15 protein-coding genes are annotated in these 13093 nt (G+C 71.4%); 10 read left to right on the top strand and 5 right to left on the bottom strand.

From position 1 onward, the window contains the following. Positions 1–85 precede the first annotated feature (85 nt). Entirely contained in the window at positions 86–604 is a 519-nt protein-coding gene (locus ABZ321_RS07880) for a hypothetical protein (protein ID WP_354890081.1), read from the top strand. Positions 605–621: 17 nt separating this feature from the next. Further along, positions 622–1560 carry a prephenate dehydratase gene (gene pheA / locus ABZ321_RS07875; RefSeq protein ID WP_344500934.1) on the top strand — a complete coding sequence of 313 codons (939 nt, stop codon included), beginning with the start codon at positions 622–624 and terminating at the stop codon, positions 1558–1560. 796 nt (positions 1561–2356) lie between these two features. On the opposite strand, the gene ABZ321_RS07870 is transcribed toward pheA, so the two are convergent. The 4 genes from ABZ321_RS07870 to ABZ321_RS07855 all read right to left on the bottom strand — a co-directional run bounded on the left by ABZ321_RS07870 (position 2357) and on the right by ABZ321_RS07855 (position 4718). Further along, positions 2357–3064 carry an AIM24 family protein gene (locus ABZ321_RS07870; protein ID WP_344500936.1) on the bottom strand — a complete coding sequence of 236 codons (708 nt, stop codon included), beginning with the start codon at positions 3062–3064 and terminating at the stop codon, positions 2357–2359. Between the two features lie 69 nt (positions 3065–3133). Continuing rightward, positions 3134–3865: an AIM24 family protein gene (locus ABZ321_RS07865; protein ID WP_354890078.1), complete on the bottom strand. Its 732-nt coding sequence runs from the start codon at positions 3863–3865 to the stop codon at positions 3134–3136. A gap of 11 nt (positions 3866–3876) precedes the next feature. After that, positions 3877–4224: a metallopeptidase family protein gene (locus ABZ321_RS07860; protein ID WP_354890218.1), complete on the bottom strand. Its 348-nt coding sequence runs from the start codon at positions 4222–4224 to the stop codon at positions 3877–3879. A gap of 68 nt (positions 4225–4292) precedes the next feature. Beyond that, complete coding sequence (locus ABZ321_RS07855; RefSeq protein ID WP_344500940.1) at positions 4293–4718, bottom strand: OsmC family protein; 426 nt, start codon at positions 4716–4718, stop codon at positions 4293–4295. A 51-nt stretch (positions 4719–4769) separates the two neighbouring features. On the opposite strand from ABZ321_RS07855, the gene ABZ321_RS07850 reads away from it, so the two are divergent. The 5 genes from ABZ321_RS07850 to ABZ321_RS07830 all read left to right on the top strand — a co-directional run bounded on the left by ABZ321_RS07850 (position 4770) and on the right by ABZ321_RS07830 (position 8243). Continuing rightward, positions 4770–5276 carry a hypothetical protein gene (locus tag ABZ321_RS07850; protein ID WP_354890076.1) on the top strand — a complete coding sequence of 169 codons (507 nt, stop codon included), beginning with the start codon at positions 4770–4772 and terminating at the stop codon, positions 5274–5276. Next, a complete protein-coding gene (locus ABZ321_RS07845; RefSeq protein ID WP_344501452.1) occupies positions 5269–5886 on the top strand; it encodes an NAD(P)-binding domain-containing protein in 618 nt (205 codons plus the stop codon). The genes ABZ321_RS07850 and ABZ321_RS07845 overlap by 8 nt, the downstream gene beginning before the upstream one ends. Before the next feature lie 15 nt (positions 5887–5901). Beyond that, the gene (locus tag ABZ321_RS07840) at positions 5902–6510 is read left to right on the top strand and encodes a hypothetical protein (RefSeq protein WP_344500944.1); all 609 of its coding nucleotides are present in this window, start codon (positions 5902–5904) and stop codon (positions 6508–6510) included. Positions 6511–6618: 108 nt separating this feature from the next. Next, the gene (locus ABZ321_RS07835; RefSeq protein ID WP_344500946.1) at positions 6619–7434 is read left to right on the top strand and encodes an HAD family hydrolase; all 816 of its coding nucleotides are present in this window, start codon (positions 6619–6621) and stop codon (positions 7432–7434) included. Then, positions 7431–8243, top strand: coding sequence for an HAD family hydrolase (locus ABZ321_RS07830; RefSeq protein WP_354890074.1), 813 nt, complete (start codon positions 7431–7433; stop codon positions 8241–8243). Before ABZ321_RS07835 ends, ABZ321_RS07830 begins: the two co-directional genes overlap by 4 nt. A 75-nt stretch (positions 8244–8318) precedes the next feature. On the opposite strand, the gene ABZ321_RS07825 is transcribed toward ABZ321_RS07830, so the two are convergent. Further along, positions 8319–8855, bottom strand: a complete 537-nt coding sequence (locus ABZ321_RS07825; protein ID WP_344500950.1) for a bacterial proteasome activator family protein — start codon at positions 8853–8855, stop codon at positions 8319–8321. Between the two features lie 83 nt (positions 8856–8938). Between ABZ321_RS07825 and ABZ321_RS07820 the strand changes: the two genes are divergently transcribed. The 3 genes from ABZ321_RS07820 to ABZ321_RS07810 all read left to right on the top strand — a co-directional run bounded on the left by ABZ321_RS07820 (position 8939) and on the right by ABZ321_RS07810 (position 13090). Further along, positions 8939–9757: an alpha/beta hydrolase gene (locus tag ABZ321_RS07820; RefSeq protein ID WP_344500952.1), complete on the top strand. Its 819-nt coding sequence runs from the start codon at positions 8939–8941 to the stop codon at positions 9755–9757. Between the two features lie 12 nt (positions 9758–9769). Beyond that, positions 9770–11044 carry an ABC transporter substrate-binding protein gene (locus ABZ321_RS07815; protein ID WP_344500954.1) on the top strand — a complete coding sequence of 425 codons (1275 nt, stop codon included), beginning with the start codon at positions 9770–9772 and terminating at the stop codon, positions 11042–11044. A 225-nt stretch (positions 11045–11269) separates the two neighbouring features. Continuing rightward, positions 11270–13090, top strand: coding sequence for a hypothetical protein (locus ABZ321_RS07810; RefSeq protein ID WP_354890071.1), 1821 nt, complete (start codon positions 11270–11272; stop codon positions 13088–13090). The last annotated feature ends 3 nt before the right edge of the window (positions 13091–13093 follow it).

The raw sequence follows: 13093 nt of genomic DNA, 5'->3' as shown, positions 1-13093 counted from the left end.
CTTCGAGGAGGGCGGGCGGGCCGGGACGTTCGACGGCTCCGGCGCCGCATGAACGGCGGGAAACCGGCACCCTACGATGTCCTGCATGCGCACTGCGGCCGCTGTGCTTACGATCGTCAGCCTTGGATGCCTGCTGTCCGGCTGCACGCGGTCGGACGATGACGCCGGGCCGCTGCTGCCGCCCGTGTCGCACCAGCCGGCACGCACCGCCAGCCCCACGCCGGTCAGCACGCCCAACGTGCCGCCTGGGCGCACCGCCACGGCCGGCACCCCGTCCGCCCGGCCCAGCTCGAGCGTGACGCCGTTCTCCGAGGCGTACGTGTCGCAGTGCAACGGCCGTCCGAGCGGCGAGCAGGTCATCGCGGCGGTCCGCCGGGCGCGGCCCGGGCTCCCCCCCGGGAGCGGGCTGACCGTGAAGAGCGGGCCGCTGTGTGCGGGGGTCTGGCAGTACACCATCCTCACCGTCGCAAACGCCGAGCCGCTGCAGATCATGTCCAAGGGCGCACCGGCCGCGCTCACCATCGTCACCGCCGGCACCGACCCGTGCAGCGTCGAGGTGAAAGCGACCGCGCCACCGGCGCTGCTGAGCGCCGCGAGTTGCTGAGCGACTAGGCTTGACACATGCCTGGTGTGCCGCCGACGCGGTTCGTGTACCTGGGGCCGGAAGGCACGTTCTCGGAGCAGGCGCTCAAGACCGTCCCGGCCGCCGACCGCGGGGTGCTCACCCCGGCCCGCAGCGTCCCGGAAGCCCTCGACGCGCTGCGCGCCGGTGAGGCCGACGCCGCGCTCGTCCCGTTGGAGAACTCGATCGGCGGCCAGGTCGGCGTCACGCTCGACGAGCTGGCCAACGGCGAGCCGCTGATCATCACGCGCGAGGTCGTGCTCCCGGTGCAGTTCGTCCTCGCCGCCGCGGAGGACCGGCCGCTGGACACCGTCCGGTCGGTCGCGGCCCACCCGCAGGCGAGCGCCCAGTGCCGCAAGTGGCTGCGCGACCACGTCCCGCAGGCGGCGGTCGTCGATGTACTGTCCAACGCCACCGCCGCGATCGGCGCCGGCAGCGGCGAGTTCGACGCCGCGATCTGCGCCGCCATCGGCGCGAGCCGGTACAAGCTGCACGTCCTGGCGAAGGACATCGCCGACAACGCCGGCGCGATGACCCGCTTCGCGCTCGTGTCGCGACCCGGTCCGCCACCCCCGCCGACCGGCGACGATCTGACGACGCTCGCCGTCTACATCGCCCACGACCGGGTCGGCGCGCTGCTCGCCGTGCTGACCGAGCTGTCGGTCCGCGGGATCAACATGACCAGGATCGAGTCACGCCCGACGGGCGAGCGCCTCGGCCGCTACGTGTTCTTCCTCGACTGCGGCGGCCACGTCGCCGAGGCCCCGATGGGCGAGGCGCTGCAGGGGCTGCGCCGCGTCTGCGCCGACGTGCGGTTCCTCGGCTCGTACCCGCGCGCCTCCCACGGCGACCCGCCACCCCGCCGCGCCCCAGGCCTGTCCGGCGACGACTTCACCGCCGCCGCCCGCTGGCTCTCCGAGATCCGCAACGGCGCCTGACCCGCCGCCGGACTGATTGTGGCCGTCGCGATCGCGGAGGGTGACAACGGGGGGTTCGGTTTTTTCGATGGGTGTACGGTTTGAAAGCGGTCACCGTTCACCGGGGTGCGTCCGCCGTAGCAGCCGCTCGCCCCACCACGACCCGTCGTCCGGCCCAGCCGTGATCGCAGTCCGCCCACGTCCCACCCGCGCGACGTAGCAGCAGCTCACTGTTCTGCCACGAGCCGGTCAGGTCAGTAGCGGCTGTGAGGACGAGGCGCCGCGCCCGCTCGGCAGCGGGTCGGGCTGCTACAGCAGAGGTCGGGCCGGCAGCGCATCCGGTCGGCAGCGGCCCGGGTCGACGACCGGTCCGGCTGGCAGCGCATCGGGCGTGTGCCTGGCTGTCCTCGCGGAGGCGGACGCGGGCATCGGGGTTGATCGTGCACGAGATGGCGGGCAACGCGTCAACCTGGCAGCGGGTCCGGCAGGCAGCGAGTCGGCCGGTAGTGGGGCCGGCCCGTGGGCAGCAGTCGGCTGTGCGGCGGCGGTCGAACAGCGGCGCGCGCCCCTGCAACCCGCGCGTGGCGGTCCGGGCCAGCAGCGGCTGGCGGCGGGTCAGGCCAACGGCGAGTTAGGCCCAACGGCGGATCAAGCCCAACGGCGGGTCAGGGCCAACGGCGGGTCAGGCTGGCGGTGGGTGAGGCTGGCGGCATGGTCGTGCGCTGGCGGAGAACGCCGGAGGGGTGGGCAGAGGCGGGGTCGAAGGATGGGCGGGGTGGCCCACCCTTCGACCGTGGCTGGTTGGGCTGGTTGGCGGTCAGCCGCCGAGGCTGCCGAGGAGGCCGCCGCTGCTCGCCTGCTGGGCGGACGGCTTGCCCTCGCTGGGCTGGACGATGACGAAGCCCTGGCCCTGCAGCATCAGCTGGAAGAGCTCACCCGAGCCGCCGCGCAGCATCGACTTGAGGCTCTGGTTCTTCTGGATGCTGGTCTGCAGGCTGCTCGACCAGCCGACAACCGCGTCGGTGTCGACCAGGACGGGGGCCTGCGGGCTCACCGGGATGATGATCGGGGCGCCCTGGGTGAGGATCGCGAGCCTGCCCTGGCCGGTGAAGACGCTGTTGAAGAGGCCGCCGCCGAACATGCCGGCGCCCTTCACCATCTGGATGTCGTACCGCAACGAGGGGTCGAAGCAGAGGACGTTCTTGCCGTTGATGGACAACGCGTCATTGGGCTCGATGTCGAGGATGTGGCAGTCGGAGGCGGCGTCGGCGAACCACACCTCGCCCTGTCCACGCACGGCCATGAGGGACAGGCCCTCACCGGTGACCGCGCGCTTGAGGAAGTTTCCGACGCCCTGGCTCTTCACCTCGAACTGGAGGTTGCCGCGGAAGGCGACCATGGCACCCTGACGGGCCAGGACCTCGCCGTTCACGGCGTACTTGACGCACTTGGAGTGCTGCAGGCTCATGCCTGCCTGGGTTGGGGGCTGGGCCATGTTCTCGGCCTTGAAGATGTCACCGCGCACGCTGCGCAGCGTAACCGGTCCCCCAAGGGCTCGCGGAGCTGCCGTTACAAAAGCGCGACCCAACTGCACTCAACTGCCGAGCAGGTTGCCCAGGACCCCGCCCTGCCCCTGTTGTCCCTGGCCACCGGCGAGACCCTGGGGCGGCTCCTCCGACGGCTGGACGACGACGAAGCCCTGGCCGGCGAAGCTCATCGTGAAAGCCTCACCGGTGCTGCGGCCCAGCAGCGTGCCGATGCCGAGCTGGTCGGCGCGGTGGTAGCCGGTCTGCAGGCCCGCGGACCAGCAGATCGCGGCCTGCGGGTCGACGTACGTGGGCGCGTCGACGGCCAGCACCACCGGGGTGCCCTTCGTCGTGATCGCGAGCCGGCCCTGACCGGTGAACACGCAGTTGAACAGGCCCGCCGTCGACAGCATGCCGACTCCTTGGACCATTCTCACGTCGTACTGCAGCGACGAATCGAACGCGAGGACGTTGGCGCCGTTGATGGAGATGGCATCGCCCTGCTCCAGGTCGATGAGGTGGACGTCGGCGGAGCGGTCGGCGAAGAACACGTCGCCGCGGCCGGTGACCTTCATGAGCGGGACGCCCTCGCCGGTCAGCTTCGACTTCAGCCACTTGCCGACCCCGCCGGAGCCGAGCGCCTGGAACGTCACCTGACCCTGGTAGGCGATCATCGTGCCGGTCCGGGCCATGATCTCGCCGTTGAGCTCGGCCTTGAGCATCTTGGAGTTCTGCAGCCGGAGACCGGGCTGCTGCGACTCCTTCTCCAGGTTCTCCGTGGCGAACAGCGCACTACGCATCAGGAAACCCCCTAGCCCCAGCCGAGCGCGTGGAGGCGCCGGTCGTCGATGCCGAAGTGGTGGGCGATCTCGTGGACCACGGTGATCGCGACCTCGTCGACGACGTCGTCCTCATCGTCACAGATGGCGAGGATCGGGTTGCGGTAAATGGAGATCCGGTCGGGCAGCACGCCGGAGTAGTCCCAGCCGCGCTCCGTCAGCGAGAACCCCTCGTACAGGCCGAGCAGGTCCGGCTCGCCGGGCGGCGGGTCGTCGACGACCAGGATCACGACGTTGTCCATGAGGTCGAGCAGCTCCTCGGGGACCTCGTCCAGGGCCTCGCCCACGAGCTCCTCGAAGCGCTTCTTGCTCATCTGCACTGGCATGTCAAAGAGGGTCCCCCATGGCGGGGGACCCTCTCAAGGGAGATCCCTGACGAGCGCGGTGCTCAGACGAGCTGCGCGTCCAGGGTGATCTCGACGGCGGCGAGCGCCTTGGAGATCGGGCAGCCGGCCTTGGCGTCGGTGGCCTGCTTCTCGAACTCGGCCGCGTCGATGCCGGGAACGTCACCGCGGGTGGTCAGGTCGATCCGGGTGATGGCGAAGCCGCCCTCGACCGGGCCGAACTGCACCGCCGCGGACGTCTCCACGGAGGTGGGCGTGAAGCCGGCCTTGGCCAGGCCGTTGGACAGCGCCATCGAGTAGCAGGCGGCGTGCGCGGCCGCGATCAGCTCCTCCGGGTTGGTGCCCTGGCCGCTCTCGAAGCGCGAAGGGAAGGAGTAGGAACCCTGGAAGGTGCCCGAGCCGGTCGAGACGGTGCCGGCGCCGGACTTGAGGTCGCCCTCCCAGCGGGCGGATGAAGTGCGAGTAGGCATGAACCAGACGCTAGCCCATTCCGTGTGTTCCTTGGGACGAGCTCGGCAGTCTTGGGAGGGATCAAGTTGATGCAGCGCAAACTGGTGCAGATCGGCGGCCTGCTGGCCGTGGTCGGCCTGCTCACCGGCATTGCCTCGATCTTCGTGCCGTGGGTGCAGCAGCTGGTGGTGACGGGGTCCGGGCGCCGGGCCCAGCAACGCCTCGACAGCCTCACCGTGCTCAACATCCGCATGGGGCTCTGGTACGTGATTCTGCTGCTCACCCTGATCGCGGTACTCGGCGCGGCGGTCCTCGGCGCGAACCAGGGCCGCAAGTTCGCCGGCCTCGCCGGGCCGGTCCTGTCGCTGGTGACCGCATCGGTCGTAGTGAGCCTCATCACCACGTTCGACGGTCAGCTCGCCGGGCCGGGCCGGATCGCGGATGTGGGCACGTCAGCGGGCAGCTGGCTGGCGCTCGCGGCGATGCCGCTGCTCGGGTTCGCCTGCGGGCTGATCGCGATCGGCCGCGCGCGCCGGCATGTTTCCGCGCCGGCAGGTGTTGCCGGTGAGCATGACTGATCTCAATGTGGGGGTCCTCGGCACCGGCATGGTCGGCGACGCGATCGCGACCAGGCTCGTCGAGGTTGGGTATGACGTCGTCATGGGTTCCCGCGAGGCCACCAACCCGAAGGCCGTCGCCTGGGCCGAGCGGACCGGCGGCCGGGCCGGCACGTTCGCCGACGCGGCCGCGCACGGCCAGCTGATCTTCAACGCCACCCCGGGCAACCTGTCGCTCGACGTGCTGCGCGCCGCCGGCGACCTGACCGGCAAGGTCCTCGCCGACATCTCCAACGACCTCACGGCCGCGGCGGTGAAGCCCGTCGCCGCCGGCCTGCAGGAGGCGTTCCCCGAGCTGAAGGTCGTCAAGACGCTCAACACCGTCAACGCCGACATCATGGTGCGCCCCGACCTGCTGTCCGAGCCGCACAACATCTTCGTCGCCGGCGCCGACGCCGGGGCGAAGACCCTGGTCAAGGGGGTGCTGGCGAAGTTCGGCTGGCCCGAGGGCGACGTGCTGGACCTCGGCGGGATCGACAAGGCGTTCGCGATGGAGCAGTACCTGCCGATGTGGCTGGCCGTCTGGGGCGTCAAGCAGGATCTTCGGTTCAACCTGAGGTTCGTTTCCTGAGCTACCCTGCGCGGTATGTCTGAGCCGGCTGCTTTGGATTCCGTCGACGATCGCGGGCGCGACGGTGGCGAGCGTGGCCCCGGCCCGGTCGGCATGGCCCTGCTCGTCTCGGGGTTCGTGCTGGCCGCGGCCGCCCAGTACCTGCCGTGGGCGTCGGTCGACCTGCGGTCGGCGGCCGGCGGGGAGGACGAGGTCTCCGGGCCCGTGCCGGCCAGCATCGAGCTCGACCTGGCCAGCTTCAACAACGGCCACGTCATCGCCTACCTCGTCACCGTCGCGCTCGCCCTCGTCGGCGTCGGCGTGCTGGCGGCGACCCGCGGCCCGGTCCGCCGTGCCGCGGCGGCCGCCGCGCTGGGCCTGCTCGCCGGCAACGCGCTCGTGCTCGTCGGGCTCAAGAAGGCCATCGAGCACGTCGGGGGCAGCGCGCTGGTGTCGTACCGGCTGCCGGAGGAGACCATCCACATCGGCGCCGGGTATCCGCTGGCGATCGCCGCGACCGTCCTGCTGGCCGCGGGGGTGCTGATCGCCGCCCGGATGCTGCCGGACATCGGCCGCCGGCGCCCCGTGGACGAGCCGCACGACGGCGCCGAGCCCCTCGAGCTGACCGTCACCCCGCTGCAGTGATGTCCTCATCAGGACGTCGTACGTTCGGTTGAGATTTACTCGCATGGTGTGACCTTGGCTGACTGCGGAGGTACGGTTGCTGCCCCGCTGACGCGGAAGGAGCACCGAATGCGCAGTTTGCCCAAGCTCATCGCGACCGACCTCGACGGCACGCTCGTGCGGAGTGACGACACGGTGAGCGCCTACACCCGGGACGTCCTGGAGCGGGTCAAGGCCGCCGGTATCCACATCGTGGGCGCCACCGGCCGCGGCCCCCGCCTGACCCAGCTCGTCCGGTCCGACATCCCGTCCGCCGACTTCCTCGTCATGGGTGGCGGCAGCCGGGTCCTCGACATCCGCGATCCCGCCCACCCGGTCGTCCTGCGCGACGAGCGGCTCCAGGGCGACGCCCTCGCCGAGGTCCTCACCCTGCTCGAGCAGGAGCTCGGCGTCCTGTCCGTGCTCATCGAGGCCGGCGACCACCACGAGGCGCCGCTGTGGGGCGACACCGACCCGCACTGGCGCTACCCCGACGTCGTCGAGGCCCGGGTCCGCGCGGAGTGCCTCACCGGCCCCGTCCTCAAGGGCTTCGCCCGGCACCCCACCTGCGACGTCGACGAGGTGCTCGCCGTCGCGGAGCGCGTCGTCCCCGCGAGCATGGCCACGATCACCCAGGCCGGCCTCGGGTACATCGAGATCTGCCCGCCCGGCGTCGACAAGGCCACCGGCCTGCAGTTCGTCGCCACCGCCCTCGGTATCGACCCCGGCGACATCCTCGTCTTCGGCGACATGCCCAACGACGTGCCCATGTTCCGCTGGGCCGGCTTCGGCCGCGTCGCCGTCGCCAACGCCCACCCGGCCCTGAAGGCCCTCGCCGACGAGACGACGCTCACCAACGACGAGGACGGGGTCGCGACCTACCTCGAAGCTATGTTGAAGCTGTGACGCAGACCCCGCGACTGGTGGCCACCGATCTCGACGGCACCCTCGTCGGCCGGGACCGCACGGTCAGCCCCCGCACCGTCGAGGTGCTCCACCGCCTCGACGCCGCGGGGATCGTGATCGTGCTGGTCACCGGCCGTCCGATCCGGTGGCTGCATCCGGTGTACGACCAGCTGACCGTCCAGCCGATCGCCATCTGCGCCAACGGGGCGGCGACCTACGACCCCAGCACCGACAGCATCGTGCACAGCACCCCGATCGAGCCGGCCACCCTCGCCGAGATCTGCTCCCGCCTGCGCGCCACCGTGCCCGGCGTCGTCTTCGCCGTCGAACGCGACGGCGGCCGTGAGATGCGCCACGAGGAGGAGTTCCCGGTCGGCCCGTGGGAGGTCAACCACGAGTCCGTGGGCCCCGTCACGCACGAGGAGCTCCTGACCCGCCCCGCCGCGAAGCTTCTGGTCCGCGCCGGCGTCCAGCAGCCCGACGAGTTCACCGCCCTGGTCGGCGCGTGCCTCGACGGCCTGGGCGAGGCCACGAACTCCTCCTCCAGCGGCATGGTCGAGGTCTCCGCCGTCGGCGTCACGAAGGCGACGGCGCTCGCCCGGGTCGCCCGCGAGCACGCCGTGCCGTCCGCCGAGGTGGTCGCCTTCGGCGACATGCCCAACGACCTGGCCATGCTCGCCTGGGCCGGCCGGGGCGTCGCCATGGCCAACGGTCACCCCGCCGTCCTGGCCGCCGCCCACGACGTCACCACCGCGACCAACGAGGACGACGGCGTCGCCGTCTACCTGGAGTCCCTCTACCGTTACTGACGCCGCCGGATCATGGGAACGCCACGATCGACAGGCGCCTTCGCGGTCCTGCCGATCGTGGCGGTCTGCAAGGTGTTACAGGTACTGGCCGGTGCCGGAGGGCATCGGCTGACCCGGCGGGGTCTGCACGCCGCCCGGGCCGCCGGTGAGGGCGGGCCGGCCGCGCATCTGCTCGAGCTGGACCCGGGCCGCCATCTGCTGGGCGACCAGCGCCGCCTGGATGCCGTGGAACAAGCCCTCCAGCCAGCCGACCAGCTGCGCCTGGGCGATGCGCAGCTCGGCCTCGCTCGGCGTGGAGTCGTCGTCGAACGGCAGGGACAGCCGCTCCAGCTCGTCGCGCAGCTCGGGGGCGAGACCGTCCTCCAGCTCGGTGATCGACCGGCGGTGGATCTCCTTGAGCCGGCTGCGTCCCGCCTCGTCGAGTGGGGCGGCACGGACCTCCTCGAGCAGCTGCTTGATCATGCTGCCGATGCGCATGACCTTGGCCGGCTGCTCGATGAGCTTGCTCGGGTCCTCCGCACCTTCCTCGTCGCTGGACATGGTGCCGAGCGGACGTCCGTCGGGCCCGACCACCAGCACGGTGCGCGACTCGTCCTGCGCCTCATCTGCCATGGTTCCTAGTCTTGCCTACCCACCGCTCGGGCTACCACAAAGGGGCCCTGTTGCCACGCTTCGTGACGCGTTAATGTCGCCCCGTGACGAGTGACCCCCGCGAGGTGCTCAGCCGGCCCGCCCGACCCGCGGACTTCACGCTGCGATACGGAGAGCACCCCGACCAGCTGGCCGACGTCCGGCTCCCGGCTGTGGCCGGCGCGCCGCTGGTGCTCTTCATCCACGGCGGGTTCTGGCGCAGCGAGTGGGACCGCGCGCACGCCGGGCCGCTCGCCGCGGACCTCGCCAACCGGGGCTACGCCGTCGCGACCGTCGAGTTCCGCCGCACGGGACAGCCCGGCGGCGGCTGGCCCGGCACGTTCTCCGACGTGGCGTCCGCCGCGGTCGCCGTGCCCGACCTGCTCGGCAAGGAGATCGCGCACCGCGGCCTGCGGCCCGTCGCGGTCGACCGGCCGATCCTCGCCGGGCACTCCGCCGGCGGGCACCTCGCCCTCTGGTATGCCGCGGTCGCCCCCGACGCCGTCGGCGGGGTCGTCGCGCTCGCACCCGTGGCCGACCTGGCCCGCGCGCACGAGCTCGACCTGGACGGCGGCGCGGTGGCGGCGCTGCTGGGAGGGGCGCCCGACCGGGTTCCGGAGGCGTACACGGCGGCCGACCCGATGCGCAACCTTCCGTCGAAGGTCCGGACGGTGGTCGTGCACGGCAGCGACGACACGATCGTGCCGGTGGAGCTGTCCAGGGACTACTGCCGCGCCGCCCGCCGGGCCGGCGACGACACCACGCTGGTCGAGCTGGCAGGTGTGGAACACTTCGCTGTGATCGATCCGCTGTCGGCCGCCTGGCCCGCCGTCCTCGCCGCGTTCGGGACGGTAACCCGAGGTGAGGCCGACCTCGCCGATTGACTGTCCGGCGCGATGGCGGTAGAACGCAGCGTGGGTGTCGAGGTCTTCTCGCCGCCGCAGGGTGCTGGGGAGGAAAAGTACGTGTCCCACCTGAACCGCCGCCAGGCGCTCCGACTCTTCGCGGCCGCGGGCGTGGCAGGAGCGGCCGCACCGTTACTCTCCGCATGCAGCGACAACTCCAGCAGCACGTCCAACACCGCGCCGCCGCCCGGCCCCCCGGTCAAGCTCGGCATGATCGTGCCGCTGACGGGGTCGCGCAAGGACCTCGGCAACGAGATGGACAACGGCTTCCAGCTGTACCTCAAGCTGCACGACAACAAGCTCGGCAATCGCGAGGTCCAGCTGCTCAAGGTCGACGAGGGCGAGACGCCCGACATCGGCAAGGCCGCCGCCGAGAAGCTGACCAAAGAGGACCGCGTCCTCGCCCTGACCGGCGTCGCGTCCGCCGCGACGATGATGGCGATCCGGGACACCGTCGAGGCCGCCGCCGTGCCGCTCGTCGGGTCCAACGCGTCGCCGACCGCGCTGCAGGGCGCCAACTACATCTGGCGCACCTCGTTCGTCGCCAACGAGCCCGGCCAGGCCCTCGGCAAGTGGGCCGCCGACAACGCGGGCGGCCCGCTCGCGATCGTCGCCTCCGACTATCCCGGCGACGACGACGAGGTCGCCGGGTTCCGCGACGCCTTCGTGTCGGCCAGCGGCACCATCGCCGGCAACGCGATCAAGTGGACGCCGTTCCAGCAGAAGGACTTCAGCCAGGTCTTCCAGCAGGTCAAGAATTCCGGCGCCGCGTCGATGTTCGCCTTCTACGCCGGCGCCTCCGCGATCGACTTCGTCAAGCAGTTCAAGGCCGCGAAGTTCCCCAACAGCTTCAAGCTGATCGCGCCCGGCAGCCTCACCGAAGGCTATGTCCTCAAGCAGCAGGGCGCCGACGCGAAGGACATCTACACCGCGATGAACTACTCGCCCGACCTGGACAACGCGGCCAACCGCCGGTTCATCGCCGACTACCAGAAGGCCTACGGCACGATCCCGTCGACCTACGCGATGGCCTCCTACGACGCCGCCGCCGTGCTCGACAAGGCGATCGGCGACGCGAGCCGGTCGCTGGACTCGTTCTCCCTCAACGCCGCGATCGGCAAGCTCGGGCAGATCGACAGCCCGCGGGGCGGCTGGCAGTTCAGCCAGAACCGGACGCCGCTGCAGCGCTGGTACCTGCGGCAGGTCCGCATGGACGGTGCGCTGCTGTCCAACGTGCTCACGGCCGAGCTGACCACGCTGGGCTAGCGCTTGGACCAGCTCAGACCAGTGCTGAGCCGGCGCCGCCCGGCTCGGCCGCCGCCGTGGCCGGGCCGGGGTCGACAAGGACCGCCGGCCTGGCGGAGGATGTGGTTCCGCTCCTCGACGTCGGCAGGCGATGTGACCAACCCCGAACCGGCCGCTGCGACACCCTCCGCAGCCCCTTCGACCGATGCTGCGCACGCCGGGGAAGGTCCAGCGCCGGACGCCCCCGTGACGGCCGGTCCGGCGACCGTCATCCCGGCCCAGCCCGGGCCCCCGCCGGCCGAGTCGCTGCCGTCCGCCGCTCCGGTCGCCGCGGCAGCTGGTGTACCGGTGGCCGCGCCGCCTCCCGCACCGCCCGTGACCTGGCCCGGCGCCGTTCAGCCGGCGCAGCAACAGGGGCCGCCGTCCGGTGTGCCGCAGCAGTACGCGCCACCCCAGCAGTTCGCGCCACCGCAGCAGTACGCGCCGGCCCAGCAGTTCGCGCCGCCTCAGCAGTACATGCCGCCGCAGCAGCCGTACACGCCGCAGCAGCCGTACGGGCCGCCGCAGCAGTACGGGCCACCACCGCAGCCATACGGGCCGCCGCAGCAGTTCGCGCCGCCCGGTCAGTACGGACCGCCGCCCGGACCCCCGCAGGTCGGAGCACCGGGTCAGCCGGCACAGTTCGTACATCAGCCGCTGACGCAGACACATCCCGCTCCCGGCTACGGCTGGCCGCCGCCGCACCTGCCGCCGCCGCCACGCCGGAGCCTGCTCTGGCCCGTCCTCACCACCCTGCTGGTGGTGAGCATGGTCCTCGCCCTCGGCGGAGCGGCCGCCGCCGCGTTGGCGCTGCGCGGCGGTGGCGGCGGCGAGACCGACCTGGTCTCCTCCACCTGGGTCGACATGCGGTCCGGGGTCGGCGGCAAGGCGATCGAGGAGCTGCTCGCCCGGCACACCGAGGCGGTCAAGAAGAAGGATCTCAACGCCTGGATGGCGGACGTCGACCAGAGCGACGCGGCGTTCGTGAAGCGGCAGAAGCAGCTGTTCGACAACCTGGCCAAGATGCCGTTCGCCGACATCAGCTTCGACCGCACCCGGCTGCCCGCGCGGCAACTGGCGAAGTTCCTGCCGACGCAGCTGTTCGACCGGTACCACGCCGCCGTCCACGTCGAGGCCGTCACCATCCGGCACCGGGTCGAGGGCGTGGACAGCAAGACCGTCGCCACGCCGTGGATGCCGGTCGTGGCCTGGACCAACGGCAAGTGGCTCGTCGTCGGCGACGCCGCCGGCAAGGACATGCCGCTCGGCGCCAACGGCCAGCCGTGGGACTCGACCGGGCCGGTCGCCGTGCTGCGCAACGACCGCATCATCGCTGTGGTCTCCGCCGACGACGCCCAGCGCGGCCGCAACCTGCTGCAGATGGCCGAGACCAGCCTCAAGGAGGTCATCGAGGTCCGCCCGTCCGGCTGGGACGGCAAGGTCCTGTTCACCGCCGTGCAGGACAAGCGGATCTTCGACACGTACTTCGCCGAGTCGCAGGAGCGGGTCGCGCAGGTGGCGGCGATCGCCGTGCCGTTCTACAACCAGGTCGGCGACTGGGCGGGCTCGCCGGCGTACAGCTCCACCCGGGTCGTGTTCAACCCGACGCAGCTGACCGCCCAGACCGAGGAGCTCGCGCACGACCTCACGCACGAGTTCGCGCACGCCGCCATGGGGCCCGTGACGACCGCGCGGACGCCGCGGTGGGTCGTGGAGGGGTTCGCGGAGTACGTCGCCTACAGGAAGGACAAGGTGCCCGCGGCGGGCATCAGGCAGGCGCTCGGCAACCTCGTCATCTCGACCCTGCCGACCGACGACCAGTTCTACGCCGAGCCGCGCAACTACATCGCCAGCTGGCTCGCGAACCGCATGATCGCGGAGAAGTACGGCCAGGCGAAGCTGATCGCGTTCTACGAGGCGTTCCAGAACGTCTCGGAGGTCGAGTCGGCGGCCCGCGAGGTCCTGGGCATCGGCGTCAGCACGCTCGAGCAGCAGTGGCGGGACTACGTAGCACAACAGCGCGGCTGAGAG

It is taken from the genome of Dactylosporangium sp. NPDC006015 (genome assembly GCF_040614215.1).
In the GTDB taxonomy this organism is placed as follows: domain Bacteria; phylum Actinomycetota; class Actinomycetes; order Mycobacteriales; family Micromonosporaceae; genus Dactylosporangium; species Dactylosporangium maewongense.
The sequence above is the reverse complement of the archived record's forward strand: the minus strand, read 5'-3'. Positions and strand labels throughout refer to the sequence as shown.

Coding starts and splice junctions, on each gene's coding strand:
- ABZ321_RS07880 (WP_354890081.1), top strand. CDS start 86: ATGCGCACTGCGGCCGCTGTGCTTACGATCGTCAGCCTTGGATGCCTG.
- pheA (WP_344500934.1), top strand. CDS start 622: ATGCCTGGTGTGCCGCCGACGCGGTTCGTGTACCTGGGGCCGGAAGGC.
- ABZ321_RS07865 (WP_354890078.1), bottom strand. CDS start 3,865: ATGCGTAGTGCGCTGTTCGCCACGGAGAACCTGGAGAAGGAGTCGCAG.
- ABZ321_RS07855 (WP_344500940.1), bottom strand. CDS start 4,718: ATGCCTACTCGCACTTCATCCGCCCGCTGGGAGGGCGACCTCAAGTCC.
- ABZ321_RS07845 (WP_344501452.1), top strand. CDS start 5,269: ATGACTGATCTCAATGTGGGGGTCCTCGGCACCGGCATGGTCGGCGAC.
- ABZ321_RS07840 (WP_344500944.1), top strand. CDS start 5,902: ATGTCTGAGCCGGCTGCTTTGGATTCCGTCGACGATCGCGGGCGCGAC.
- ABZ321_RS07835 (WP_344500946.1), top strand. CDS start 6,619: ATGCGCAGTTTGCCCAAGCTCATCGCGACCGACCTCGACGGCACGCTC.
- ABZ321_RS07825 (WP_344500950.1), bottom strand. CDS start 8,855: ATGGCAGATGAGGCGCAGGACGAGTCGCGCACCGTGCTGGTGGTCGGG.
- ABZ321_RS07815 (WP_344500954.1), top strand. CDS start 9,770: ATGGCGGTAGAACGCAGCGTGGGTGTCGAGGTCTTCTCGCCGCCGCAG.